This window comes from Synechococcus sp. PCC 6716 (genome assembly GCF_022570815.1).
Classification (GTDB): Bacteria; Cyanobacteriota; Cyanobacteriia; order Thermosynechococcales; family Thermosynechococcaceae; genus Thermosynechococcus; species Thermosynechococcus lividus.
The window spans coordinates 1-25,150 of sequence record NZ_JAKLTU010000015.1; the positions used below are offsets into that span (position 1 = coordinate 1).

Sequence of the window (25,150 nt, forward strand, 5' to 3'; positions counted from 1 at the left end):
GATCTAGCAAGTGTTGAAATCTGTGAATGAGGCGTTCAAAAGCTTCAAATCACTCTCAAAACTGTTCAAACTGGGGCAGTTCGACCATGAACCAAAATTGCCGCGATACCGCACCAAAGGCGGGTTGTATCAAGTCGTATTCACGGGGCAATCCCTGAAAGTAGAGAAAGGCTTGATTCGAGTTCCTTTGGGCAACGGTGGAAAAACTGCATTTGGAAGAGATGCGTTCTACATCCCGTTACCAGAACGATTAAAGGATGTGCAGATCCGAGAACTGCGATTCATTCCGACGAATGGGCAGTGGGTTGTTGAGTATGTTCACTTCACGATGGACAAGACTGCTCAATGCTGCAAATTGTGTCCCGAGAACGTTTTAGCGCTTGACCCAGGACTGAATAACCTCTTGACCGGCGTGACAAATACTGGACTTGCCTTTGTGCTGGATGGTAGAGGGTTGAAATCTCGGAACCAATGGTTCAATAAGCAGGTTGCCAAATTCAAATCGATTCTGACTCATGGCAAGCCATCCATGAAGGGCGCGACCTCGAAGCGAATCCAACTTAATACCCATAAGCGAAATTGCTACGTGCGAGACTACATCAACAAAGCAGCACGGTGGGTCGTCAACTTCTGCTTGGAAAACGACATCGATACGATCATCTACGGTCGAAACAAAGGGCAGAAAGATGAAATCAATTTGGGTGCAAAAATGAATCAGGAGTTCGTGCAAATTCCGCACTACAAGCTGTTTGGACGAATTAAGCAGCTTTGTTTAATTTTCGGGATTCGATTAGTCGAAACCGAAGAATCGTATACGTCTCAAGCCTCGTTTTTTGATAATGACTTCTTGCCTACGTTCGGCGAAAAACCTGAAGGGTGGAAGGCATCAGGAAAACGAATTCTTAGAGGTCTGTACCGAACTGCTCAAGGATGGCTCATCAATGCAGACTGTAATGGAGCCTGCAACATCATGAGAAAGGTAAGCACAAAGCTCAATATCGATTTGAGTGGAGTGTGTAGAGGGGCTGTGGCAGCCCCTTCTAAGGTCAAGTTAGGGCAGATTGGTTTTGCTCTAGCCTAACTCAGAGAAGCCTCGCCGTTCCACGGCGGGGAGTGTCACCAGTGCGAAATCATAGCTCGACTGGAGGAGGAAAGTCTCATTCGCACGATTTTGTTAACCAGTATTAGTGGCGACCTCCAAGTGCGATCGCTGTGGAGCCAGCATCCAGCAGATAAACCACAGCAAGTGATCATTCGACTAGAACTCGTTTGCCATGAACGTCGCGATATGGCGGTGGAAGTACTCATGAATCGCCTCAGTCTGGAGCCGGGGGTATGGGCAACGCGGTGGTCTGTGGAGGAGCGGCTGATCTAGTTGTTCTAATGATAGGAGGTGGAGCATTGACAGCTATTTATACCGATGGCGCTTGTGAGGGCAATCCAGGGCCGGGCGGCTGGGCAGTGGTGATGTATTTTGAGGATGATGCAGTTCACGAAGTGGGCGGTGGGGATCCGCAAACCACCAATAATCGGATGGAACTACAAGCGGCCATTGAAGCCCTGAAGCTGTGGCGGCAGATCAGCCCTAGGGGGGAGATCGCCCTTTACACCGACAGCGAGTACGTGCTCAAGGGCATTACTCAATGGATTCATAATTGGAAGCGACGGGGGTGGAAAACCGCAGCCAACAAGCCTGTCTTAAATCAAGACCTGTGGCAGGCCTTAGATGCCCTCAACGATCCTGCGGTGACATGGCACCACGTCCGCGGTCACAGTGGTAACGTGGGGAATGAACGCTGTGATGCGATCGCCCGTAGCTTTAGTCGTGGCCAGCCTATTCCCCTAAGACAGCATCCAAGACTGCGGGGGTAATATCACGGGTTGACTCAAAGACCGCTGTAGCCCCTGCGGCCCGGAGGCGATCGCCATAGTGCGGCCGATCTGCTGGCTGGACGTGGGGCGGAATCACCCCCAAGCCATACCAACGGGTAGGCACGGCGTGGCGAGCATTAACCACGGTTTGCATATCCGCCACGGTGTCGCCCACATAAAAGACAGGAACATCTCCGTCAGGGATAGCTTGACGATAGGCGCAGATCAGCCCTTGCGGGTTGGGTTTGCCCGGGGCATCCTCCATAGCAATCAGGAGGGGATGATGCAATTGCAAGCGCTGCTTGAGGACATACTCTGCTGAGTCGCGGGTGGCACCACTGACGAACCCCCAGGCGATCGCCGCCGTACTGAACGCTTGGAAATAGTCTAAATCCACCAACAGCGGTTCATCTTGGATATAGCCAGACCAGTTTTGCCCCGTATAGCGGTCTTCAAAAAATGTTACGAGGGTATCGTAGTCGAGGGCAACTTGGTGACGCTGATGTCCGTGTTGCTCAAAATAACGGTAAATCAGTTCCTGAGCGCCATCCCAATCATTATTCCAGCAGCCTTCGGCCTTGAGATCGTCAATCTCTTTTTGAGTCGGGCGGTAGGCACCGTGGGTAAAATGTTCCACCGTATCCGCAAGGGCACGGCGATAGGAACGGCTGACATCACGGATCACCCCATCAATATCAAAGAAGGTACAGGCCCGTGGGCTAGACACGCGAAGGCTCCCGACACGCTTCAAGACAACTTGTGAGACGTTGAACTAATTCGCTATTATAGAAGACGCTCTATATTCAAAACTCGCTTGGGAGGTTCCACTTGTCCCGCTTCACCCTTAGAGTGCTTTGGTTGGAAAAAGATGTGGCGATCGCTGTCGATCAGGTGGTGGGAAAAGGCACTAGCCCCCTCACCTCCTATTTTTTCTGGCCGCGCACCGATGCTTGGGAACTCCTGAAGGCTGAACTGGAAAGTAAATCGTGGATTTCGGAAACTGAGCGCATTGAGCTGTTAAATCGTGCCACGGAGATCATTAACTACTGGCAGGAGGAAGGTAAAAACCGTCCAGTTGCCGAAGCCCAAAAACGGTTTAGCGACATCAGTTTTGTCGGCACTGCCTAGGTTCCCCCAACACAAACCCTAAAACCACAGAGGAGAAACCACTATGGGTGTTATCGTGTATGGCGTTGTTATTGCTGGTGCTATTGCGTTGGCCGTAGGCTTATTCTATGCCCTGCGCACCGTCAAACTCATCTAGGTTGACGCGTTGCACGTGTTAACTTCACTGTTCTGTTTCAATCTGCGATCTCATGTTTGACGCGCTTGCCGAACGCCTTGAATCTGCGTGGAAGACCCTCCGCGGCCAAGACAAAATCACCGAAACCAATATTCAAGAGGCGTTGCGAGAAGTTCGGCGCGCTCTGCTAGAGGCAGATGTCAACCTGCAAGTGGCCAAAGACTTTATCGAGACCGTCCGGCAGCGGGCGATCGGGGCAGAGGTCATTGCTGGGGTACGTCCGGATCAGCAGTTTATCAAAATTGTTTACGATGCCCTCGTAGAGGTTATGGGGGAGTCCTACAGTCCCCTTGCCCAGGCCGACCCCAGTCCTACTATTATCTTGATGGCTGGCTTACAGGGCACTGGCAAAACCACCGCCGCCGCAAAGCTTGCCCTCCATTTGCGCAAAGAGAATCGCCGCGCCCTGCTGGTGGCCACCGATGTCTATCGTCCTGCTGCCATTGACCAGTTAGTGACCCTCGGAAAGCAAATTGATGTACCGGTTTTTGAGCTAGGCACCGAGGCTAATCCCGTGGAAATAGCCCAGCGCGGGGTTGCCCACGCCAAGGCCTTGGGGGTAGATACCGTTATTATTGATACCGCAGGTCGGCTGCAAATTGATACCGAAATGATGGCGGAGCTAGCCGCCATTAAAGACGCTGTACAGCCCCACGAAACCCTCCTAGTCGTGGATGCCATGACCGGTCAGGAGGCAGCGAACCTCACCCGTGCCTTCCATGAACAGGTGGGAATTACCGGTGCTATTCTCACCAAGCTGGATGGTGATACTCGCGGTGGTGCAGCCCTATCGGTGCGGCAGGKGTCCGGCCAACCCATCAAATTTATTGGCGTGGGCGAAAAAGTCGAAGCCCTCCAGCCCTTTTATCCCGATCGCCTCGCCTCGCGAATTCTGGGGATGGGGGATGTGCTCACCTTGGTGGAAAAAGCCCAAGAGGAAGTGGACTTGGCGGATGCCGAAAAAATGTCCCGCAAAATCCTCGAAGCTCAGTTTGACTTTGATGACTTTCTCAAGCAAATGCGGCTCCTCAAGAATATGGGATCCTTGGCGGGGATCATGAAACTGATTCCGGGAATGAACAAAGTCTCGAGTGAGCAGCTACAGCAGGGAGAGGTGCAACTGAAGCGGGCAGAAGCCATGATTAACTCCATGACCCGCGAAGAGCGCCGCAATCCAGAGCTACTCGCGGGATCCCCCAGTCGCCGTCAACGGGTGGCCAAGGGATCCGGTTATCAGGTGGCGGATGTCAGCAAACTGGTGAGTGACTTCCAGCGGATGCGCTCCCTCATGCAGCAGATGGGGCAAGGCCAGTTTGGGATGCCGGGGATGCCCATGATGCCGGGCATGAATCCTCTGGCTGGACGGGGCGGGCGCGCTCAAGCAGCGAAAAAGCCTAAAAAGCAGAAAAAACGTAAGGGTTTTGGAGTGCTCTAACCATGGCAGAAACCCACGTCCTTCTGTGTGCGATCGCTCCCCATCTGAAGGATGCCCTAGAGCAACACCGCCGCGTCAGTGGTCAAAGCCTGAGTCAAATTTTAGAGCAGGCACTCAGCCAGTACCTCAACGTGGGGGAGGAAACCCTCTTTCAGACCTCGACGATTAGCGCGTTGGTAGAAGGGGTGTATCGCGGGGATCTAACCATTGGCGAGCTCAAGCAGCGGGGAGATTTTGGCCTAGGCACCTTCGATGACCTCGATGGGGAAATGGTGGTGCTGGAGGGAGAAGTCTATCAGTTGCGCAGTGATGGCACAGTTGCCATGGTGCCAGAAACAGTAAAAACTCCCTTTGCCACCGTGACTGTCTGGAACCAAGACGTGCTCTATGTTTGCCATGACGCCCTGAACTACGACGGTTTACAAGCTCACCTCAAATCCCTGCTGCCCTCCGATAACCTGTTTTATGCCATTCGCATTGAGAGCACTTTTCCTCTGATTAAAACCCGCACCGTCAGCCGCCAAACGGGGGCAACTCGGCTGATTGATGCGGCAGCACAGGCGCAAATTTGTCGGTTTGAACAGATTCAAGGTACCCTCGTTGGCTTTTGGGTGCCGCTGTACATGCAAATGGTGAATATCCCCGGCTTTCATTTTCATTTCCTCAGCCACGATCGCTCCTGTGGAGGGCACCTACTGGATTGTCTGACTGGGAACATAACGATTGCCTTTGATGAAACCCCCTATACCCAGATTGCCTTGCCGGATACAGATGCCTTTCGCGGTGTGGATCTAACGAAGGATACCCGCCACGAATTAGAAGCCGCAGAGCAGGATCGTTAGCTTTGCCTATGCAGGTGTTTGTCACTGGTGCGAGTGGCTTTGTGGGAACCCACGTTGCCACAGTCCTCATGGAAAAGGGCTATCGGGTGCGAGCCTTAGTGCGGCAGCCTGATCGTGCCCCCCACTTAAGAACGTTAGGGGTGGAAGTGGTGCAAGGGGATCTCGTTCACAGCGATTTGGTACCCCTGATGCAGGGCTGTCAAGCACTCTTCCATGTGGCGGCTCACTACAGCCTCTGGCGGCGGGAGCGCGATCGCCTCTACCAAGTGAATGTGGTGGGAACCCAGCGCGTACTGGCGGCTGCCCAACAGGCAGGGGTCGAGCGCACCGTTTATACCAGTTCTGTGGCTGCCATTGGCGTGGATCCCAGTGGTAAACCGGCGACCGAGCGCTACCAAAGCCCCCCAGACAAGTTAATTAGTGAGTACAAACGCTCGAAGTATTGGGCAGAGCAGGCCGCCCACAAGGCAGTGGCGACAGGCCAAGATATTGTAATTGTCAACCCAAGCACCCCCATTGGAGCCTGGGATGCCAAGCCCACGCCCACCGGAGACATGATTCTGCGCTTTTTGCGACGGCAGATGCCCTTTTACGTGGAAACAGGTTTGAACCTGATTCATGTGCGGGATGTGGCGATCGGTCATGTCTTGGCGCTGGAAAAAGGCAGAACGGGCGATCGCTACATTCTGGGGCATCAGAATCTGACCCTTGGCGAAATTCTCAACCGCTTAGCAGCGCTGACGGGGCTACCCCCACCCCGTGGTGCAATTCCAGTGTGGCTGCCCTTGGCGATCGCCTGGATCGATGAAGTGGTCTTGGGCGCGCTTGGCACCCCCCCTCGCATTCCGGTGGATGGCGTGCGGATGGCTCAGCAAACGATGTTCTACGATGCCACTAAAGCGGTACAGGAATTGGGACTGCCCCAAACACCGATTGATCAGGCATTGGCCGAGGCAGTTGCATGGTACCGTGACCGGGGGTATTGCCATTGAGGACTTTGCCATGAGTGATCATCCCCTGCTCTACGAAGGGAAAGCCAAGAAAATCTATGCAACACCTGATCCTGACATTCTCTTGGCGGAATTTAAGGATGATGCCACCGCCTTTAATGCCCAAAAGCGGGGTTCCATTCAAAATAAAGGCGTGATGAACTGCGCGATCGCCAGTCATCTGTTCCAGTATTTGGCGGCTCAGGGTATCCCCAACCACTTCATTGCCCAAGTGGCACCACAACAGATGCAGGTGCGCCGCGTTGAAATTATTCCCATAGAAGTGGTTGTGCGCAATCGTGCCGCCGGCAGCCTGTGCCGTCAGACGGGGCTACCCCTTGGCCTAGAGCTAACCCCACCCCTAGTGGAGTTTTACCTCAAGGACGATGCCCTTGGCGATCCGCTGCTGACGCGCGATCGCCTGCGGCTCCTTAACCTTGTCACCCCTGCTGAGGAAGACACCCTCATTGAGATGGCCTTAGGGGTCAATCACCATCTGCAGGGCTTTTTCCAAGACTGTGGCATTACCTTGGTGGACTTTAAGCTGGAGTTTGGCCGCCGCGATGGCACGATTCTTCTTGCTGATGAAATTAGCCCCGACAGTTGTCGCCTGTGGAATCAAGAGGAGGCGGATCCGCAAAAACGGATTCTAGATAAGGATCGCTTCCGCCAAGATCTAGGTGCGATTGAAGAGGCCTACGCCCTTGTTATGCAGCGGGTGCTCGCCCATTCCCAACCCTAACGATGGAGACGCAACATGAGCATTATCCTCGGCGCTGATGTTGGTGGCACAAAGACCCTTGTGCAGTTGTGGGAAGTCGTTGGTAGTGATTGGCACTTACTGCGCAGCGCGACGTATGCTAGCCGCGACTTTGCCAATTTAACCCAGTTGTTACAGGACTTTCTCAGCCAAGGCTCCGTGGTGCCACAGCGGGCGTGCCTCGGCATCCCTGGGCCAGTCATTGATCAAACCGCGCAAGTTACAAATTTAGGCTGGCGGGTAAGCGCCCACGAGTTACAGGACGCTCTCAATATTCCCTGTGTCACTCTCCTGAATGATTTTGCCGCCGTGGCCTATGGCTCGTTGGTGTTGCCCCCGAGCGACATTGTGGTATTGCAGGAGCGACCGCGGCGATCGCAGGCTCCCATTGCCTTATTGGGGGCAGGCACCGGTTTAGGAGAAGCCCTCATGCTCTGGCAGGGCGATCGCTATCAGGTGTTACCGATTGAGGGGGGGCACACCGACTTTCCTCCCCGGAATGAACTAGAAATTGGCCTATTGCGCTACCTGTGGCAACACTACGAGCGGGTCTCGGTCGAGCGGGTGGTCTCAGGTCCGGGGTTAGTGAATATCTACGACTACCTCAAAAGTATTGAATTTGCCCCAGAAACCGCAGCGGTACAAACAGCGATGGCCACCATGGATCGGGCGGCGGTTATTAGTCAGTTTGGCATGGCGGGGGATCCCCTGTGTGCTCAAGCCTTGACGATGTTTGTGGCGGCCTACGGCGCTGAGGCGGGGAAATCTTGCCCTGAAAAGCCTCCCCTTGGGGGGGATTTTTATTGCTGGCGGGATTGCGGCAAAAATTTTACCGAAGATGACCGATGGCACGTTCTTAACTCATTTTCTAGATAAGGGGCGATTCCGGCCATTGATGGAGCAGTTATTTGTTGCCGTCATTACCAACCCAGAGGTGGGGCTGCTGGGCACCGTTCATCTTGCGGCTCAGGGCGGGTGAGGCAAGGGTTGGCTCCAGTGCAGTTATGGCTCGATCCTGTGGATGGGATACACTGAGAACTGTTTGCTGGTTGGCTACCTTCGCTCCATGGCTGTCTCATCCAATACCTTTGTCCTCAGCGGTGCTCGTCCCCACTACAGCCCCGATCGCCCCGTTCGGGTTGAGCATATTTTTCTGGATTTGACCCTTGATCTGGCACAGCATCAGTGTTGGGGACACTGCCACCTACACCTGCGCCCCCTGCACCCCCACGTCCGGCACCTGCGCCTCAATGCTGTTGGCCAACGTATTCAGGGGGTGACCCTCCAGCACCAGATCCACCCCTTCACCTACGATGGCGAACACCTCGACCTTGCCCTAGAGCCGAATTTTCCCCTCAGCCCCGATCAAAGCCTACTGCTGACGATTGAGTACCATCTCGATCGCCCCCAGCGTGGCCTTTATTTTGTGGACACGACCCCGCTGCAAGCATGGACGCAAGGGGAAGACGAAGACTCCCGCTATTGGTTTCCCTGTTTTGACTACCCCGGCCAGTTGGCCACCTCCGAAGTGCGGGTGCGGGTGCCCCACGCCCTACAGGCCATTTCCAATGGGGAACTACGCGCCAGCTACCCAGAGGGCGATTGGCAGGTTTTCCACTGGTACCAACCCCAAGTTCACCCCACCTACCTGATGACCTTGGCCGTCGGGGACTTTGCTGTTTTCGACGATCAGTGGCAGGGTAAACCCGTCACCTATTATGTGGCCAAAGAGCGCGCTGATGATGCCCGCCGCAGCCTAGGCAAAACCCCCCAGATGATTGACTTTTTTAGTCGCATCTATGACTATCCCTATCCCTATCCCAAGTATGCCCAAGTCTGTGTGGCGGATTTTATCTTTGGAGGGATGGAAAATACCTCCACCACCCTGCTCACCGATCGCTGTTTGTTGGACGAGCGCGCGGCGCAAGACGATTTCCGCACTGAAAGTTTGGTAGCGCACGAGTTAGCGCATCAGTGGTTTGGCGATTTAGTGGTGATTAAGCACTGGTCTCACGCTTGGCTAAAGGAGGGGATGGCCTCCTATGCCGAGGTGCTCTGGTTTGAGGAGGAATACGGGGCTGATTTTGCCGCCTACTATCGCCTCGGAGAGTTGCGCAACTACCTCAGTGAAGATAGCGATCGCTACCGCCGTCCCATTGTTACCCATATCTACCGCGAAGCCATTGAACTGTACGATCGCCACCTCTACGAAAAAGGCGCGTGTGTCTATCACATGATCCGCCAAGCGCTAGGGGATGACCTGTTCTGGAAAGCTATCCAGACCTTTGTGAAAACCTATGCCCACCAAACCGTGGAAACGGTGGATCTGCTGCGTGCCATTGAAACCGCCACTGGACGGAACCTGCTCCCCCTATTTGACCAGTACGTGTTTCGCGGTGGTCATCCCGACTTCCATGTGAGCTATCGCTGGGAGAGTGCCGATCGCTTAGCGGTCTTAACCATCAAGCAGCAACAGGTCACGGAGGGAGTGAGTCCCCTAGAGCGAAATCTCTTTGATCTGCGCATTCCGGTGGCGATCGGCACCGTTGAGGCGGGGGGCAACGTATCGCTGCAAACGCTCACCCTGCGGGTCTATGAACCTGAGCACACCTTTTACCTACCCCTGCCGCAGCAGCCCAGCTTTGTGAGTTTTGATGCCGGCAACCACACCCTCAAAACCGTGACCCTAGAGTACCCCCTCCCAGAATTAATGGCTCAGTTGCGCCACGATCCAGACGTACTAGGGCGGATTCACGCCGCGATCGCTCTGGGCAAAAAAGGCAATCTGGAGGTGGTCAACGCCTTGGCAACAGCACTAAAGGAAGAGCCGTTCTGGGGAGTCCGGCAGGAAATTGCCAGCGTCTTGGGAACCATCCGCCTCGATCAAAGCTTAGAGGCGCTCTGCTGTGCCCTTGAAGACCCCCAACCTCAGGTGCGCAACGCTGCCGTTGAGGCGATCGCCAGTTTTAAGAGTGCGGCCGCCTACAACCATCTCAAAGCCATTGCCAAGCACGGTGATCCGAGCTACCGTGTGGAAGCCGCTGCCCTCAAAGGCATCGGGATGATTGCTGCGGCTAAGCCCCAACCCAAACCCAGCCCCGAAAAAGTTCTCAAGCGGTTGCGCAGTGCCCTAGACACTCGCCAAGGGTGGAATGAAGTGGTGCGCTGTGGGGCGATCGCCGGTGTAGGGTACCTCAAAGAGTTACCAGAGGCCGTGGAACTGGTACTCAGCTATACAGCAGCCACGGTACCTCAACCACTGCGCCTTGCCGCTATTCGCACGCTGGGTGCCATGGGCGATCGCCATCATCCCCAGCTGCGCCAGATCCTCGAGCGTTTAGAGCAGTTGAGCCATGAAACCTTTTTCTTGACCCAAGTGGCGGTTGTCCAAGCCCTCAGTCAAATTGATCATCCCCGCGTATTGGCGATTTTGCAGGCTGTGGGCGATCGCACCAGCGATGGCCGCGTCAAGCGACTGGTGGATGAGAGCATTGCCAAGCTGAAAAACGCCCTTGGTACAGATGAGCGCTTAAAAACCCTCGAAACGACCCTCAGCGACCTGCAAAAGGAAAACCAAACCCTCAAAAGTCGCTTGGAGCATCTAGAAGCCAAAACGAAGGCTACCCATGCCGACGCAGCAGCAAATTAGCCCCATTTACGCTTGCGGAGAATACTAGGGTGGGCATCCCTCCCTCTGCTACGATCAAGTCTTGGATCATCAATGAAGGCCGTACACCATGCTCCTAGACCTGTCGGGAAAACGCGCTCTTGTCACGGGGATTGCGAATAATCGCTCCATTGCGTGGGGCATTGCCCAGCAACTCCATGCCGCTGGTGCTGAACTAGCTGTAACGTACCTGCCTGATGAGCGCGGCAAGCTTAAACAAAAGGTTGAAGAACTGACTGCCCCCCTGAGTCCAAAGCTTGTATTGCCCCTCGATGTGCAGCAGCCCCAGCAGATCACAGATGCGTTTGAATCACTTGCAGCCGCATGGGGAGGGCTGGATATTTTGATTCACTGCCTCGCCTTTGCCCAAAAAGAGGATCTGAGTGGGGATTTTTCTGCGGTGTCTGTGGAGGGGTTTAACCTTGCCCTTGATATTAGTGCCTATTCCCTCATTGCCCTCAGTCGCGCTGCTAAGCCCCTAATGACAAGCGGTGGGGCGATTGTTACCCTCACCTACTTGGGAGGGGTACGGGTTGTGCCTAACTATAATGTCATGGGTATTGCCAAGGCCGCCTTGGAAATGAATGTGCGTTACCTTGCTGCGGAATTGGGCGCTCAGGGGGTACGGGTAAACGGTATTTCGGCAGGGCCTATTCGCACCCTTGCCTCTTCCGCCGTCGGTGGCATCCTTGACATGATTCACCATGTTGAGGCAACAGCCCCTCTGCGTCGCACGGTCACCCAAACCGAAGTGGGCAATGCCGCTGCCTTTTTGGCCAGTGACTTAGCGAGCGGCATTACCGGACAGATTCTTTACGTGGATTCGGGCTATTGCATTATGGGCATTTGACATACGCCCCATGCCTAAAGGCAGGGGATTCTTGTTCTTGGTTCTGCGACAGCACTTATCGCATCAGGTTGCCCTGCTACAACAGCGGTGCTTATCTCCCCAAGCGTTCCCCCTTGCGGGGCAGTTCCCTTTTGCCCAAAGGTACTGTTAAACCAACCAAAAAAAACTTAGGTTGTTTTCTAGCCGTTAGGCTATTGGGTTTTTAGAGAGGTTGATTACCCTTACCTCTGGTTTTGGTTTAAACTAAAACCACTCTAAAAGACGAGTTTTTAGACCCAAAATTTTCGATAACACAACATGCGCCTTATATCCCCATGCCTGAAGGCAGGGGCTTTACGGCGTTTTTTTGGTAATTTGGAGTTGGTGCGCTACAGTAGAGTCAAGAGTTATTAGTGAGGCGAAGCATGGGTTTACTCGAACGGGTCGGCATGGCCGTGCGCTCTAACCTCAATGCCCTTGTCAGTGCTGCTGAGGATCCAGAAAAAATTCTGGAGCAAACCATCATTGACATGAATGAAGATTTGGTTAAACTGCGCCAAGCCGTAGCTCAGGCGATCGCCGCGCAAAAACGCCTTGAACAACAATATACCCAAAACCTGCAACAGGCTCGGCAATGGGAAGATCGGGCACGACTTGCCCTCAGCAAAGGGGATGAAGCCCTTGCCATGGAAGCCCTCAGCCGCAAAAAGACCGCTACAGATACCGCCGCTGCCTTAAAAACCCAAGTGGATCAAATGGGGGCACAGGTCAAAACGCTTAAGGATAATTTGACGGCTCTAGAGAGCAAACTGGCGGAGGCCAAAACCAAAAAAGAAATGCTCAAAGCGCGGGCCCGGGCCGCCAAAGCCTCAGAGCAAATCCATCAGGCGGTCAGTAAGGTAAGCACCTCCAATGCCATGGCTGTATTTGATCGCATGGAAGATAAAGTTCTGCAGATGGAAGCTCGCTCCCAAGCCATTGCCGAGTTGAGTGGGGATACGCTGGAAAGCAAATTTCAAGCCCTTGAAAGCAGTGCGGGTAGCGATGAGGTGCAATTTGAGCTGCTAGAAATGAAAAAACAACTTGGCTTATTACCAGATACCTCGCCAGCAGGTACGCTACCACAAGCAGTCACTGATACCAGTCCAAGAACGTCCACCCCTCCTGCGATCACTGATATACAAGATGCCTCACCCAGTTCCGGGGAGGATGACATAGCATATCTGCGTGAGCTTCTCAAATGAATCAGTGCTAGGGGCAACTTCATACCACCCAAGCTCGCGAACAAACGGTGATTGGTCGCTGCTGTTCGCGCTAATTTTTTGGCGTTGCTGAATAGACGTATGACTTTCGGGTTTGAGTCTTTTGCCGCCCTCACCCTAGCCCTCTCGCAAAAGAGAGGGAACAAGAATCCTAGCTCCCTTCTCCCTAGGGAGAACGGTTGGGGATGAGGGAATTCATAGTCACATTGAGCAACACCGATCTTCTCAAGAGATAGCGTTAACTCTTGGTAGTTCAGGATACAAAAACCGATGACCAAAGACTGGAGTTATACTAGTAGTAGTGGTGTGGGAGTACCGTACTAAACTCCATTTCAGTTGTCTAAACCGTCTAATCATCCGTTTCTTGAATACGTCTTGGGAGCACAATTTCCTCCCATCTCAAATCTCAGTTTGATTGGCATCATTCAAGAGTGCCTTTTGCATTAAAAAGCATTAAAAACCATTAAAAATAGCGATCGCAAATGACGCTGATTTGTTGCACTACTGAGGATTGTAAATTATGAACTGTACACGCTACACTGACCTCCCTGAGGTTGCATGGCATGGCTTTACGGGTGGCGATTGGGTCACGCGGGTGGATGTACGCGATTTTATTCAGCGCAACTATACGCCCTACCTAGGAGATGCGGCATTTTTAGCCCAGGCCAGCGATCGCACCCAACAGTTATGGGCAAAAGTGCGTGACCTGATGGCTCTAGAGCGGGAAAAAGGTGTGCTCGATGTCGATACCAGCGTTCCTTCCAGTATTACCGCCCATGCCCCCGGCTACATTGACCGCGATCTAGAACAGATTGTGGGTCTGCAAACCGATAAACCCCTCAAACGCGCCATCATGCCCTTTGGCGGTATTCGTGTTGTCGAAACCTCTCTCAACGCCTATGGCTACGAGCTAGATCCTCGTACCAAAGAGATCTTCACCAAGTACCGCAAAACCCATAACGACGGCGTTTTTGATGCCTACACTCCAGAAATGCGCCGCTGTCGTAAGTCCGGCATTATTACAGGCCTGCCAGATGCCTACGGTCGGGGACGCATTATTGGTGACTATCGTCGGGTGGCACTCTACGGGGTGGATCGCCTAATTGCCGACAAACAGGCGCAGCAAGCCTCCCTAGAACTGGACACAATTGACGAAGCGACCATTCGCCTACGCGAAGAACTCTCAGAGCAGATTAAGGCTCTCAAAGAACTCAAAGAGATGGCCGCCAGCTATGGTATTGATATTGCCAAGCCTGCCAGCACCGGCAAAGAAGCCGTTCAATGGCTCTACTTTGGGTACTTGGCTGCGGTCAAAGAGCAAAACGGCGCTGCCATGTCCTTGGGACGGGTCTCCACGTTTTTAGATATTTATTTCGAGCGGGATTTGCGCCTCGGTACCGCCAGCGAAGCGGACATTCAGGAGTGGCTCGATCACTTTGTGATGAAACTGCGGATGGTGCGGTTTCTGCGAACTCCCGAATACAACGAGCTATTCTCCGGCGATCCAACATGGGTTACAGAATCTATCGGTGGGATTGGCTTAGATGGCCGTCCGCTGGTCACCAAGACTAGTTTTCGGATCCTCAATACGCTCTATACTCTGGGGCCAGCGCCTGAGCCAAACTTAACGGTGTTGTGGTCAGAGCACTTGCCGCAGGCATTCAAACAGTTCTGTGCTCAGGTGTCCATCGATACCAGTTCCATCCAGTATGAAAACGACGACCTGATGCGTCCCTACTGGGGAGATGACTATGCCATTGCCTGCTGTGTCTCAGCAATGCGGGTGGGCAAACAAATGCAGTTCTTTGGCGCGCGGGTCAACCTAGCAAAAGCCCTACTCTACGCCATCAACGGTGGCCGTGATGAACAATCAGGGATGCAGGTGGCTCCCATGTTTGCCCCGATTACCGGTGACACCCTCCGGTGGGACGATGTGCTGCCGCGCTTGGAACAAATGATGGCGTGGTTGGCCAAAGTGTATGTCAACACCCTCAACGTCATCCACTACATGCACGATAAGTACTGCTACGAACGGCTCGAGATGGCGCTCCACGATCGCGATGTATTTCGTACCATGGCCTGTGGTGTGGCGGGGCTATCGGTGGTGGCGGATGCCCTCTCGGCCATTAAATACGCTGAGGTGACGATCATCCGCAATGCCGAAGGATTGGCGGTGGATTATGCGATCAAGGGTGACTTTCCTAAGTACGGGAACAACGATGACCGCGTCGATAGCTTGGCCGTATGGCTGGTGGAAACCTTCATGAATGAGATCCGCAAGCATAAGACCTACCGTGATGCTGTGCCGACGCAATCGGTGCTAACCATTACCTCCAACGTTGTCTATGGCAAGAAAACCGGCAGCACCCCCGATGGCCGCAAAGCCGGTGAACCCTTTGCGCCGGGAGCCAACCCTATGCACGGTCGCGATACCAAAGGGGCGATCGCCTCGTTAGCATCGGTGGCCAAACTGCCGTACATCCATGCCCAAGATGGCATCTCGAATACGTTTTCGATTGTGCCCAGCGCCCTTGGCAAAACTCGCGAGGATCAAATTGCCAACCTTGCCAATATGTTGGATGGTTACATCCACGATCAAGGGTTCCACATCAATGTCAACGTCCTCAACCGCGAGATGTTACTCGATGCGATGGATCATCCTGAACTGTACCCGCAACTCACCATTCGGGTTTCGGGCTACGCGGTGAACTTTATCAAACTCACCCGTGAACAACAGTTGGATGTTATTAACCGCACCTTCCATGAACGCCTCTAAACGCCTCTAGGTGCAGTTCGGTCTAGATTAGGGCTACATTTTCTGCCTCGGTTGCCTAGCGATCGGGGTGGTTTTTTTGAGTCATTTAGCGTGGGGTTCTCCCGTTTGGGTAAGCTGATCTGTATCACTTCATGAACGCTATCCATGTTGGAAACCTGTCCCCGTTGTTCGGCTCGCTTAGGGCCGCCCCTTTCTACTGGGCGCCAAGTGTGTAGCGTCTGTGGCTGGAGTTGCGTGGTTGTGGAGCGAGGAATGTCTTCCGCCTCAACAGCACAAACCAAAACAGGACTGGTGTTACTGTTGGCGCAACTCGGACGTTTAATACGCCGGTTTTTCCAATACCTGATCTTGCAAGTACGCCTGTTTTGGCAAGGATTAGGCGATCGCGTCCGTCGCCAACGACAACAACCCCGCCAAAGTCTTGTAGAGCGTTTGGCTAACAAGCTGCAACGTCTAGAAACCCAAATTCCCACCGGCGACCCCCGCCAAGAATGGCTGACCCCGGAAGAAGCCTTCGAGCTGTTAGGCGGTCAGCTAGACAACCCCTACTCAAAGGTGAGTACCCTCAATGGCAAGCGTCGCATTGGGCTGTCTGCCTTTCGTCGTTTGGTCAATACGGCTGAGTATGCTGATTTTGGGTTTGAGTACTCCAGCGATCGCCGCCTCAAAAACCTACCTTACCTTCGCCGCCTCCCCCAGTAGCCTACAATGGGAGCACAGGTCTTGGCGGCCTTGGTATGGCACCCATGGCCGGAAACGTTTCCCAAGTTGACTAGGCACCTATGATGGAGTTGGCACTGAGTCGTCTGTGGACAGTCTCCCGTAACGTTTTTAACGAAATCTTCCGTGAGCGTATTCTTTACGTCACTGCGGTGTTTGCCCTAGGGCTTGCCTTAGCGGTCGTCATTCTGGGTCAGGTTTCCGCAGGTACTCAAGATAAGATCAGCCTCGATGTGGGAATGGCTGGGATTTCGCTGTTTGGTTTAATGATTGCGGCCTTTGTGGGGGGCAGCCTGCTGAACAAAGAACTAGAAAAACGCACCATCCTCGTCATGCTGGCCAAGCCCATTAGTCGTGCTGAGTTTGTTATTGGCAAGCATTTAGGACTCTCGGCGGTTCTCTTTKTCCTTGTGGCACTGATGACCCTCATTCTCTTTGGCATTATGAGTATTAATCAGTTTGCCTACCCTGTAGGGGCACTGAGTTTGACCTCGCTCTATATTGCCCTACAACTCTCACTGCTGACAGCGGCAGCATTACTTTTTGGCAGCTTCACCAGTTCACTGATTGCCACACTCCTGACCATTGCCCTCTACTTTATGGGACACTTTAGCCAAAATCTGGTGATTCTCAGCCAAAAAATGGAGAGTGAGGCAGTGCGGCAACTCATGCGGTTTCTGTATCTTATCTTCCCAGATTTGTCACGATTAGATTTTAAGAATACCGCTGTCTATGGCATGATCCCGCCCTTGGGGGATCTGGTTGCTAGTGCCTTCTACGGCGTTATCTATACGGTGGCGCTGTTGGCGATCGCCACATGGATTTTTTCCCGCCGCAATCTCTGAGCCACTGCCGATGAGGGCAAACGATACTGACGTTTGCGGGATACGCTGATTTCAAAGCAACAGTATAGAATACTGACAAGTGGATAGCCTGTGGCAAACCAAAGAGGAACCTGCTGTGCTCAATAACCCGAAAACGTCTGCCCTGCTTAGGGTGGTTGCTCGTCTTGCCCTTGGTCTGGGTATTCTGGTCATGAGTAGCGGTGTGGCAACCGCGCAGGTAGTTTTGCCGCGAACCCTTGAGCTGAATCCCAAAGAAATGGAGCAAAATGGCTTCATTGTGGCTCAAGAAGCCCTACAGCTTGCACAGTTTCAGCAGTTTCAAGAGGCGCTCATTCGTGCCAAACTCGCGGTGCAGTTGGCACCCCAAGCCCACGAAATTTGGGCGTTACTGGGAGGACTTTACCTCACGGTTGATGAGCCGCAAGAAGCAGTGGTTGCCCTTGAGCGCTCCCTTAAACTCAATGATCAAAATCCGGGGGTGTATTTTAATCTGGGGTCAGCCTATTTTCGGCAAGGGCAGTATGCAGCCTCTATTCGGGTGATTGAGCAAGGGCTAGCCCTAAAACCCGATGCCACTGAAGAGTGGTTTAATTTGGGGAATGCCTACCTCAAGCTGGGACAGACGGATCGTGCCATTGCTCAATATCGGCGTTCGCTGCGTAACGATAAACGGTTTTGGCCTGCCTACACCAATATTGGTTTGGTGCTCTATGAGCAGGGGAATATCCGGCAGGCAGCTAAAAATTGGGAGCAGGCGGCGGAGATTGACCCGAAGGCCAGTGAGCCGAAACTAGCGTTAGCGACAGCCCTGCTGAAACTAGGGAATGAAGCAGAGGCGCTCAAGCTGGCGGAGGAAGCCCTGCGCCTCGATAGTCGCTACGGCACTGTTGATTTTCAGCGCGAGAATCTGTGGGGCGATCGCCTTGTTGCGGATACCCAAGCCCTACTGGCCAAGCCGCCCCTACGGGCACTGCTGAGCCAATTACAACCAGAGCAATCTGCCCTTCCTCAGCCCTAAGAATGATAGAAATTCGGCTTGCTGCTGCGGCAGATATACCGAGTGTGGCTCTGCTGGTTGCCTTTAGTTTTCACCCCGGGAATGGCTGGCAGGCGCTTTGGCGGAGTTTTGTCCAACTGGGTATAGAGCATGACCTGCGCGATCGCTGGCGGAGTGCTAGCCCTCACTATCGTTGCTGGTTAGCCATTACCACCACGCCCCAGCCGCTGTGCGTCGGGAGTGTTGAGCTTGACCTACGCCCGATCAATGGTCATCCCCAGCCCTACCTCTCTAACTTGGCGGTGCATCCTGACTACCGCCGCCAAGGCATTGGCCGCAAACTCTTGAGCACTGTTACTGCCAGTTTGGCGGCATCCCCTTACTCCTCGTTGTACCTTCACGTTTTGGCAAAGAATAACGCGGCGCGGCAGCTTTATCGCCGCTGCGGATTCGTCGTCATTGGTGAGGACACCACCGTTTGGGGGGAGCGGAAGTTACTATTGAGTCAGCCCCTCACGGGCGATCGCTACTGTCCAAATGCAGCGCAGGAAAACCTTGCTTTTTAGCTATCAAGCGGGACGCCCCACGCTCTACCTATTAGCTCACGTCGCAAAGGGTCAGGTGGGCATCGGGATGAAAGTAGGTTCATCAAGGGGGTGGATGCCCCGCAGCTGAACCAACTCCTATGGCACGAGTCGGGTGCAGTCTGGCTCTCACTATATCGCTGCAGCCACCACAAGAAGCGACCAAAAAGAAATCGCAACGGTCATCGGTCGTTCACGCTTCCCCACAGGCGACAGGACTCTATCCAAGGGAATCAGATGAACTGACCCAAGATTGACATAGTATTGACATATTCACATAGTATTGACATAATCAACTGAGCATAAATATTGTTTACACTGAACTGGCAGGAACCGAAACCAGCCAATCTTCGGCGTGGTTGATTTCCACTTCTGTGAGCCATCGCTGATAGTCAGCAACCAAGTGTTGCATGAGTCGCTGCTTAATGGTCAATAACACACTTTTTAAGAGGCTGTTGCCTGTGGCTTCAAGGATAGGTCGTGGGGTAAAGTCTAGTGGCGAGGGAATATCCACCCCCACTTCAAGATCTGCCACCCCAATTAAATCGGTGCCGGTGGCAGTGGCTTGGGGACGGAGGTAACCCTTAAGTTCTAGGTGAAAGCGGCGGTTGATGTAGTCCACACCGCGAATGTCGCAGCCTAAGGAGCGAAGGTGTAAACACCCCTCACTGGTGGCCTGAACTGCCAAATCTACCGTTGGCTGCAAGCTGACCATCAAAAAATTGAGGGGGCGCATTTTTAAGCGGAAGCGATCGCCCCCTAAGAACTCCACCCGTGTTGGATCCGTTAGGGCATACACCAGTCGCTGCGGCTGGCGCAGGTAGTGCTGCAACTGACCAGTCGGTGTATCGACGCTGAGGCTAACGGATTGACTGGCCCTAAATTTCAAGTACATAGCACACCCTGTGTTCGCTATTTATAATGTAACGAATTGTTAAGGAATTTGTCTAGGCGGCTGCTGCGAGGCGGTCACTCCACCCAGCGGGTTTGCCGCCCCAACCAGACCACGGGAATTAGACCCACCACCACTAGGGCAAGGGCACTCATGGCGGCTTCGGGCAGGCGGTCATCGGAGGCAAACCGGTAAACCTGTATTGCTAGAGTATCAAAGTTAAAGGGGCGGATAACTAAGGTGGCGGGTAATTCCTTCATGACATCTACAAAGACCATCATGCCTGCCGTAAAGAGGCCGGGCGCCATTAAGGGCAAGTGCACGGTGCGCAGAATATTAAAGGGCGATCGCCCGAGGGTACGGGCAACCTCGTCAAGGGATGGGCGAATTTTAACCAGACTGGCCTCAACGCTACTGAGGGAGACCGCCAAAAACCGCACAAGGTAGGCGTAAATTAGTGCGGCGATCGTGCCACTCAGAATGAGACCCACCTCTGTTCCCCAAAAGTGACTGGTGAGGTCATTAATGCGGTTATCTAGCCAGCCCAGAGGGATGAGAATACCCACGGCAATCACTGTCCCCGGAATGGCATACCCCATGGCGGCCACTTGGATGCCCCAGCGCACGATCACCGTTGGCACTAAGCGGTGGCTATAGGCCAACAGCAGCGCCAAGAGTACTGCCAGCAATGCCGCAAGGGTAGCAAGTACTAGGCTGTGGCTAGCGTGCCGCCAAAATTCATCGCTGAGGTGTACCTTTTGGTAGGCGATCGCCAAGTACAGCAGTAGTCCTGCCGGTAAGAGCAGCCCAAAAAAGACCGGCAGTGCGCAAACGAACCATGCCCCTACCGCTCGCCATCCCCGTAATTTGTAGGGAATGGGGCGATCGCCACCGCGATTGTAGTAGCGTGCTTTCCCCCGTGACCACTTTTCCAGCACCAGTAGGGCAAAGACAATGACCACTAAGACAGAGGCCAACTGAGCCGCCGTAGTGGGTTCCCCCATGCCAAACCATGTCCGATAAATACCCGTGGTAAAGGTATCTACCCCAAAGTACTGGACGGTGCCAAAATCATTGAGGGTCTCCATCAGCGCCAAGCTGGTGCCCGCTGCAATAGCCGGACGCGCCAAGGGTAGTGCCACAGTCCAAAAGCTGCGCCAAGGGTTGCACCCTAGGGAACGGCTGGCTTCTAAACTACAGGTGGCCTGCTCGAGAAACGCCACCCGCGCCAGCAAAAAAACATAGGGATACAGCGCCAAAATCAGCATAGCGATCGCCCCACCAAGGGAACGAATATTTGGAAACCAATAGTCGCCGTACTCCCAGCCCGTGATCTGGCGCAAAAATGACTGAAACACTCCTTCAAAGGAGAAAAACTGGGTGTAGGTATAGGCCAGAACGTAAGCCGGTGCTGCCAAGGGGGTCAGCAGCAGCCATTGCCACCAGCGTGCCCCCCAAAACTGGCAGTTGGTGACCAGCCACGCCGTACTCACACCGATGATGATCACGCCTGCCCCCACACCGAGCATCAGCCAGAGAGAATTGAGTAGATAGTCTGCCAGCACGGTCTCCGCAAGGTGCTGCCACGTATCGCCCGTATTCACAAACACTTGGCTGAGCACCACTAAAATCGGCACAGCAATGAGGGCAGCAATCAGCCAAACGACGGCATCCCAGCGCCGCAGTAAGGCCAGCGATCGCCAAGGGTCAGCGATGGATTTCAACAAACGGTTACCTCCCAACAACGGTACAGCGTAGTCATTGATGGCCTGAAAGCGTCAAACTGAAATCCAGCCATGGTGCTTGAGTAATGGTGGCACTGGTGGAAATGTAGTCCACCCCGGTCAAGGCAACCTCGCGCAAGGTATCACGGGTAATGTTGCCAGAGGCTTCAATTTTAATAAATGGGGCAGCGGCGCGAATATGGGCCACCGCTACTGCCATTTGCGGAATCGGCATGTTGTCGAGCATGATCACATCGACCTTGAGGGCGATCGCCTCGTGCACTTGCTCAAGGGTTTCCGTTTCCACCTCAATGGCAAGGGGAAAGGGGCAGCGCTGCCGTACCTGCTCCACGGCGGCAGTGAGACCGCCTGCGGCAACGATGTGGTTGTCCTTAATCATGATTGCATCATCCAAGCCATAGCGATGGTTGACCCCACCGCCCACGGCCACGGCATATTTTTCAAGGATCCGCAGGCCGGGGGTGGTTTTGCGGGTATCGACTAACTTGGTCGGCAAATCAGCAATCTGCTGCGCGTAGGCATGGGTGAGGGTGGCCACCCCACTCAGGCGCATTAGGCAGTTGAGCGCCAGTCGCTCTCCTAACAAAATTGTAGGCAGGGGGGCACTCAGGCGAGCAACAACAGTGGGCTGCTCACACACAGCTCCCTCCGGTTGTTCATAGCTAAACGTAATGTTGGGGCTTAAGCGCTGAAATACCCGCTCTACCAGTGGCAATCCGGCAATCACTCCTGCCCTGTTCAGGCGAATGTGGGCAGTGCCCCACTGACGGGTTAGGTCTAAGGCTTGAGTGGTGCGATCGCCCCGCCCCAGATCCTCCTGTAGCCACTGGTCGAGGAGCGGATCAAGAACACACCAAGGAGGTAGGTAGGCGGCAGTAGGCATCGTGAGAGAGCACTGAGCTTCAGAGCAAATCATTCTCTAAATTCTGTCACGGCCATTGCCCCCAAGGCTAGCTGAGATCGACTAAGACCCAGCCATGGCTACGGACTCTGTTTTGCCATGCCTGTCGTTGGCTCTCGAGGATGACACCGACGGCGGGGGTATTGAGGTGGTTGCGCCACAGGATCAAGGCATCTTCTTCAGGGTGCTCGTAATAGCGGGGACGGCGACCCACCACTTCAAACTCAAACTGCTGATATAGTCGCAGGGCGGATTGATTGCTGGCACGGACTTCAAGGGTGGCCCACTGGCGATCGCCCCGCTGATGTGCCAATTGCAGTAGGCGACACAGCAGTACCCCCCCAAATCCTTGGCGGCGACACTGAGGATGCACCATCAGAAGCACAATATGTAGCTCATCGCCAATCCCCCAACTCACCCCACAGCCCCACACCTGATCCAGCGTAGCCACAACCAGCACCGTATGCTGTGGCTGGTTCAATTCCTGCTCGTAGCTCTGGCGCGACCAAAAGCCCCCCAAGCAACACTGATCCAGTTGGACAATGCTATCCAGATCCTTAATAGCTAAGGGGCGTAATTCTAATGCTGAGGGTTCGATTAGCACAAAATCAGGATGCTATTATCGGTTAAGGTTTACACGAGCAATGGTCATGGCCGAAGAGACCCCCACCAAACCCGCAAAAAAAGAAAAGCCACCAGCGGTTGAAGATAAACCCTTCCCAGAATTTATCAATGAGGCCTTCTTGCCAGCCTTGACGCAAGCCCTAGCGGACAAGGTAACAGATCTAACACTTCGGCTTGAGGATACCACGGTTGTTGGGGAATGGGGTAATCAGGCGCACCAATTTCGGCTCTACTTCCTCGATGGCAATATTCAGGGAGCAAAGGCCTTTGTCTGTAGTAACTACGGCATTGCGCCGAGTACCATTGAGCCATTTTTAGCAGATGAGCGCAAAGTTACCCTTGATCTACTGGTGTTTGGGGTGGTTCAGCGCCTCAACGCCCAAAAGTGGCTGGGGGGCAACTAAGAGATGGCAACTGCTATCCACGTGGGCGATCGCGCCCCCGACTTTGAGCTTCTGGCGGCCAATGGCCAAACCGTTAGGCTCTCAGACTTTCGGGGAAACAAAAACGTTGTCCTCTACTTTTATCCGGCTTCAGAAACTCCCGGCTGCACGGTGCAAGCCTGTGGATTCCGGGATGCCTACAGCCAATTCCAAGCTCTGGGTGCCGAAGTCATTGGCATTAGTGGCGACCCCCTCGATAAACAAACCGGCTTTCAGAGCCATCATCACCTCCCCTTTTTAGTCCTCAGTGATCCGGACAACAAGGTGCGGCAGACCTACGGTGCGTCCACCCTGTTTGGCTTATTTCCCGGACGGGTCACCTACGTCATCGATAAGGACGGCATTGTGCGCTATATTTTTGACTCCATGTTCAATGTTAAGGAACACATTGACAGTGCCCTCAAGATCCTCCGCACCCTAGAGGCAACACTAGCCTAGGGTGATACCGATCACCAGCCATCAGTTAGCAATCTCACCGCCCTTAGCAGCGCCACCTCACAGAGCGCTTCCCAAAATAGCCTTATGGTGAAAACGTGTCATTGGTTCAACAAGGAAACAAACCCATGCGTCACGTTGTCACACTTGTTCCCGCCGCTGCCCTAGCCCTCTTGCCGCCGACCGTGGGGGGTGTTGCCTTTGCTCAGTCTGCCCCTATCGTTGTGAGTCAGGCAAATAGCTTAGCTGCACGGCTGCGGGCCAACCTTCCTAATCGTGGTGCTCCCGGTAGCCGCTTTGGCGGGGCGACCCGCGGAAGCTGTGTGATGGGAAACCAGCGCTTAACGGCGCTCTTGCCCAATACCAACCTAGGGCAAACCGCTGTTGCCAAGCCGACGTTCTTTGTGTTTGTGCCCACCAGTACGGCTAGCCAAGGGGAATTGGTGATCACAGATCCCCAGAACCGCGACGTTAGCACAACCGTTGTGAGGTTACCAGCGCAACCAGGGATTTTAGCCCTACAGCCCACCGTAGAGCTGAACCCAGGTCAAGACTATCGCTGGTCGTTTACGCTCCTGTGTGGTGCGGATGCAGATGATCCCTCGGCGATGGTGTCAGTGAGTGGGGTGGTGGAGCGAATTCAGCCCAGTACTGACTTAGCAAAAAAGCTGGCAGCCAATAATGTCGGCGATCGCCTCAGTGCTGCCGTCGATGCGGGTCTCTGGTACGAAACCTTAGCCATTCTTGCGGATCTACAACGGCAAATGACCACCAAGGATATGGCGCGCAGTGAGTGGCAGGCGGTTCTCAGTGCCGTTGGCCTAGAGGCGATCGCCCACGCTCCCCTTGTACAATAGGATCAATGAGTTAGCGCGGTGGTTGCGGGAGTGACCCACTCCTGAGGAAAGTCCGGGCTTCCGAAAGACCAAGCTTGCTGGGTAACGCCCAGTGCGGGTGACCGCGAGGAAAGTGCCACAGAAATATACCGCCGATGGAGGGAAACCTCACAGGTAAGGGTGCAACGGTGCGGTAAGAGCGCACCAGCAACATCGAGAGGTGTTGGCTCGGTAAACCCCGGCTGGAAGCAAGGTGTGCTAGCGCTAAAGAACCAGGGTTGGTCTTTTCCCCAGTTCTTGGCTAGCCAGAGCCGCTAGAGGCACCTGGTAACAGGTGTCCCAGATAGATAACCCCCTTTGAACAGAACCCGGCTTACGTCTAACTCATCTTCT

At 54.0% G+C, this 25,150-nt stretch carries 27 protein-coding genes and 1 other RNA gene; 23 read left to right on the forward strand and 5 right to left on the reverse strand.

What is annotated here, in order from left to right; genetic code table 11:
• The first annotated feature begins 10 nt into the window (after positions 1–10).
• Genes L5220_RS08480 through rnhA form a run of 3 tightly spaced genes read left to right on the forward strand, consistent with a single transcriptional unit; the run spans position 11 to position 1,872 of the window.
• Positions 11–1,081: an RNA-guided endonuclease InsQ/TnpB family protein gene (locus L5220_RS08480; protein ID WP_499572978.1), complete on the forward strand. Its 1,071-nt coding sequence runs from the start codon at positions 11–13 to the stop codon at positions 1,079–1,081.
• Between the two features lie 51 nt (positions 1,082–1,132).
• Positions 1,133–1,375 carry a hypothetical protein gene (locus tag L5220_RS08485; RefSeq protein WP_499573051.1) on the forward strand — a complete coding sequence of 81 codons (243 nt, stop codon included), beginning with the start codon at positions 1,133–1,135 and terminating at the stop codon, positions 1,373–1,375.
• A 26-nt stretch (positions 1,376–1,401) separates the two neighbouring features.
• The gene (rnhA, locus tag L5220_RS08490) at positions 1,402–1,872 is read left to right on the forward strand and encodes a ribonuclease HI (protein ID WP_227517570.1); all 471 of its coding nucleotides are present in this window, start codon (positions 1,402–1,404) and stop codon (positions 1,870–1,872) included.
• On the opposite strand, the gene L5220_RS08495 is transcribed toward rnhA, so the two are convergent.
• Positions 1,835–2,599, reverse strand: coding sequence for a TIGR01548 family HAD-type hydrolase (locus L5220_RS08495; RefSeq protein ID WP_499572980.1), 765 nt, complete (start codon positions 2,597–2,599; stop codon positions 1,835–1,837). The genes rnhA and L5220_RS08495 overlap by 38 nt on opposite strands.
• Before the next feature lie 101 nt (positions 2,600–2,700).
• Here L5220_RS08495 and L5220_RS08500 point away from each other — a divergent pair, with 101 nt between their 5' ends.
• The 16 genes from L5220_RS08500 (at position 2,701) to L5220_RS08575 (ending at position 18,863) form a co-directional block, all read left to right on the forward strand.
• On the forward strand, positions 2,701–3,000 hold the full coding sequence (locus L5220_RS08500) for a 30S ribosomal protein PSRP-3 (RefSeq protein WP_198406159.1): 300 nt from the start codon (positions 2,701–2,703) through the stop codon (positions 2,998–3,000).
• 43 nt (positions 3,001–3,043) lie between these two features.
• Positions 3,044–3,136 carry a cytochrome b6-f complex subunit PetL gene (petL, locus tag L5220_RS08505; RefSeq protein WP_099798452.1) on the forward strand — a complete coding sequence of 31 codons (93 nt, stop codon included), beginning with the start codon at positions 3,044–3,046 and terminating at the stop codon, positions 3,134–3,136.
• A gap of 52 nt (positions 3,137–3,188) precedes the next feature.
• Entirely contained in the window at positions 3,189–4,610 is a 1,422-nt protein-coding gene (gene ffh, locus L5220_RS08510) for a signal recognition particle protein (protein ID WP_499572982.1), read from the forward strand.
• Positions 4,611–4,612: 2 nt separating this feature from the next.
• Entirely contained in the window at positions 4,613–5,452 is an 840-nt protein-coding gene (budA, locus tag L5220_RS08515) for an acetolactate decarboxylase (RefSeq protein WP_499572984.1), read from the forward strand.
• An 8-nt stretch (positions 5,453–5,460) separates the two neighbouring features.
• Positions 5,461–6,444, forward strand: a complete 984-nt coding sequence (gene hpnA / locus L5220_RS08520; protein WP_099798449.1) for a hopanoid-associated sugar epimerase — start codon at positions 5,461–5,463, stop codon at positions 6,442–6,444.
• Positions 6,445–6,454: 10 nt separating this feature from the next.
• Entirely contained in the window at positions 6,455–7,183 is a 729-nt protein-coding gene (purC, locus tag L5220_RS08525) for a phosphoribosylaminoimidazolesuccinocarboxamide synthase (RefSeq protein WP_499573052.1), read from the forward strand.
• Between the two features lie 15 nt (positions 7,184–7,198).
• The gene (locus L5220_RS08530) at positions 7,199–8,077 is read left to right on the forward strand and encodes a glucokinase (protein WP_499572986.1); all 879 of its coding nucleotides are present in this window, start codon (positions 7,199–7,201) and stop codon (positions 8,075–8,077) included.
• The gene (locus tag L5220_RS08535; RefSeq protein ID WP_499572988.1) at positions 7,989–8,180 is read left to right on the forward strand and encodes a glucokinase; all 192 of its coding nucleotides are present in this window, start codon (positions 7,989–7,991) and stop codon (positions 8,178–8,180) included. The genes L5220_RS08530 and L5220_RS08535 overlap by 89 nt, the downstream gene beginning before the upstream one ends.
• A gap of 87 nt (positions 8,181–8,267) precedes the next feature.
• Entirely contained in the window at positions 8,268–10,850 is a 2,583-nt protein-coding gene (locus tag L5220_RS08540; RefSeq protein ID WP_499572990.1) for a M1 family aminopeptidase, read from the forward strand.
• 88 nt (positions 10,851–10,938) lie between these two features.
• Positions 10,939–11,718, forward strand: coding sequence for an enoyl-ACP reductase FabI (gene fabI / locus L5220_RS08545; protein WP_099798447.1), 780 nt, complete (start codon positions 10,939–10,941; stop codon positions 11,716–11,718).
• 404 nt (positions 11,719–12,122) lie between these two features.
• Positions 12,123–12,941 (forward strand): PspA/IM30 family protein, encoded by an 819-nt coding sequence (locus tag L5220_RS08550; protein WP_448514415.1) that lies wholly within the window; start codon positions 12,123–12,125, stop codon positions 12,939–12,941.
• Between the two features lie 538 nt (positions 12,942–13,479).
• Positions 13,480–15,735, forward strand: a complete 2,256-nt coding sequence (pflB, locus tag L5220_RS08555; RefSeq protein WP_499572992.1) for a formate C-acetyltransferase — start codon at positions 13,480–13,482, stop codon at positions 15,733–15,735.
• A 144-nt stretch (positions 15,736–15,879) separates the two neighbouring features.
• Complete coding sequence (locus L5220_RS08560) at positions 15,880–16,437, forward strand: hypothetical protein (RefSeq protein ID WP_499572994.1); 558 nt, start codon at positions 15,880–15,882, stop codon at positions 16,435–16,437.
• Positions 16,438–16,517: 80 nt separating this feature from the next.
• Positions 16,518–17,300, forward strand: a complete 783-nt coding sequence (locus L5220_RS08565; protein ID WP_499572996.1) for an ABC transporter permease — start codon at positions 16,518–16,520, stop codon at positions 17,298–17,300.
• Positions 17,301–17,379: 79 nt separating this feature from the next.
• Positions 17,380–18,318: a tetratricopeptide repeat protein gene (locus tag L5220_RS08570; RefSeq protein WP_227517568.1), complete on the forward strand. Its 939-nt coding sequence runs from the start codon at positions 17,380–17,382 to the stop codon at positions 18,316–18,318.
• Between the two features lie 2 nt (positions 18,319–18,320).
• Positions 18,321–18,863, forward strand: coding sequence for a GNAT family N-acetyltransferase (locus tag L5220_RS08575; RefSeq protein WP_448527595.1), 543 nt, complete (start codon positions 18,321–18,323; stop codon positions 18,861–18,863).
• Positions 18,864–19,194: 331 nt separating this feature from the next.
• On the opposite strand, the gene L5220_RS08580 is transcribed toward L5220_RS08575, so the two are convergent.
• From L5220_RS08580 to rimI, 4 genes are all read right to left on the reverse strand, one after another.
• Positions 19,195–19,776, reverse strand: coding sequence for a DUF1997 domain-containing protein (locus L5220_RS08580; protein ID WP_499573001.1), 582 nt, complete (start codon positions 19,774–19,776; stop codon positions 19,195–19,197).
• A 74-nt stretch (positions 19,777–19,850) separates the two neighbouring features.
• Entirely contained in the window at positions 19,851–21,500 is a 1,650-nt protein-coding gene (locus tag L5220_RS08585) for an ABC transporter permease (protein ID WP_499573003.1), read from the reverse strand.
• A 31-nt stretch (positions 21,501–21,531) separates the two neighbouring features.
• On the reverse strand, positions 21,532–22,434 hold the full coding sequence (gene nadC / locus L5220_RS08590) for a carboxylating nicotinate-nucleotide diphosphorylase (protein WP_499573005.1): 903 nt from the start codon (positions 22,432–22,434) through the stop codon (positions 21,532–21,534).
• A 34-nt stretch (positions 22,435–22,468) separates the two neighbouring features.
• Positions 22,469–23,023 carry a ribosomal protein S18-alanine N-acetyltransferase gene (gene rimI, locus L5220_RS08595; RefSeq protein ID WP_448527599.1) on the reverse strand — a complete coding sequence of 185 codons (555 nt, stop codon included), beginning with the start codon at positions 23,021–23,023 and terminating at the stop codon, positions 22,469–22,471.
• A 46-nt stretch (positions 23,024–23,069) separates the two neighbouring features.
• Between rimI and L5220_RS08600 the strand changes: the two genes are divergently transcribed.
• The 4 genes from L5220_RS08600 (at position 23,070) to rnpB (ending at position 25,148) form a co-directional block, all read left to right on the forward strand.
• Positions 23,070–23,447, forward strand: coding sequence for a DUF2996 domain-containing protein (locus L5220_RS08600; RefSeq protein WP_448527600.1), 378 nt, complete (start codon positions 23,070–23,072; stop codon positions 23,445–23,447).
• Positions 23,448–23,450: 3 nt separating this feature from the next.
• A complete protein-coding gene (locus L5220_RS08605) occupies positions 23,451–23,924 on the forward strand; it encodes a peroxiredoxin (RefSeq protein WP_499573009.1) in 474 nt (157 codons plus the stop codon).
• A 125-nt stretch (positions 23,925–24,049) separates the two neighbouring features.
• Positions 24,050–24,778 carry a DUF928 domain-containing protein gene (locus L5220_RS08610; RefSeq protein WP_448514872.1) on the forward strand — a complete coding sequence of 243 codons (729 nt, stop codon included), beginning with the start codon at positions 24,050–24,052 and terminating at the stop codon, positions 24,776–24,778.
• A 6-nt stretch (positions 24,779–24,784) separates the two neighbouring features.
• Positions 24,785–25,148, forward strand: an RNA gene (gene rnpB, locus L5220_RS08615) — RNase P RNA component class A.
• Positions 25,149–25,150: the final 2 nt, after the last annotated feature.

Bases quoted from the DNA above. Each gene is read 5' to 3' on its own strand.
- L5220_RS08580 (WP_499573001.1), bottom strand. From the start codon at position 19,776: ATGTACTTGAAATTTAGGGCCAGTCAATCCGTTAGCCTCAGCGTCGAT.
- fabI (WP_099798447.1), top strand. From the start codon at position 10,939: ATGCTCCTAGACCTGTCGGGAAAACGCGCTCTTGTCACGGGGATTGCG.
- purC (WP_499573052.1), top strand. From the start codon at position 6,455: ATGAGTGATCATCCCCTGCTCTACGAAGGGAAAGCCAAGAAAATCTAT.
- L5220_RS08560 (WP_499572994.1), top strand. From the start codon at position 15,880: ATGTTGGAAACCTGTCCCCGTTGTTCGGCTCGCTTAGGGCCGCCCCTT.
- hpnA (WP_099798449.1), top strand. From the start codon at position 5,461: ATGCAGGTGTTTGTCACTGGTGCGAGTGGCTTTGTGGGAACCCACGTT.
- L5220_RS08610 (WP_448514872.1), top strand. From the start codon at position 24,050: ATGCGTCACGTTGTCACACTTGTTCCCGCCGCTGCCCTAGCCCTCTTG.
- pflB (WP_499572992.1), top strand. From the start codon at position 13,480: ATGAACTGTACACGCTACACTGACCTCCCTGAGGTTGCATGGCATGGC.
- L5220_RS08550 (WP_448514415.1), top strand. From the start codon at position 12,123: ATGGGTTTACTCGAACGGGTCGGCATGGCCGTGCGCTCTAACCTCAAT.
- L5220_RS08600 (WP_448527600.1), top strand. From the start codon at position 23,070: ATGGCCGAAGAGACCCCCACCAAACCCGCAAAAAAAGAAAAGCCACCA.
- petL (WP_099798452.1), top strand. From the start codon at position 3,044: ATGGGTGTTATCGTGTATGGCGTTGTTATTGCTGGTGCTATTGCGTTG.
- L5220_RS08575 (WP_448527595.1), top strand. From the start codon at position 18,321: ATGATAGAAATTCGGCTTGCTGCTGCGGCAGATATACCGAGTGTGGCT.
- L5220_RS08605 (WP_499573009.1), top strand. From the start codon at position 23,451: ATGGCAACTGCTATCCACGTGGGCGATCGCGCCCCCGACTTTGAGCTT.
- nadC (WP_499573005.1), bottom strand. From the start codon at position 22,434: ATGATTTGCTCTGAAGCTCAGTGCTCTCTCACGATGCCTACTGCCGCC.
- budA (WP_499572984.1), top strand. From the start codon at position 4,613: ATGGCAGAAACCCACGTCCTTCTGTGTGCGATCGCTCCCCATCTGAAG.
- L5220_RS08540 (WP_499572990.1), top strand. From the start codon at position 8,268: ATGGCTGTCTCATCCAATACCTTTGTCCTCAGCGGTGCTCGTCCCCAC.
- L5220_RS08530 (WP_499572986.1), top strand. From the start codon at position 7,199: ATGAGCATTATCCTCGGCGCTGATGTTGGTGGCACAAAGACCCTTGTG.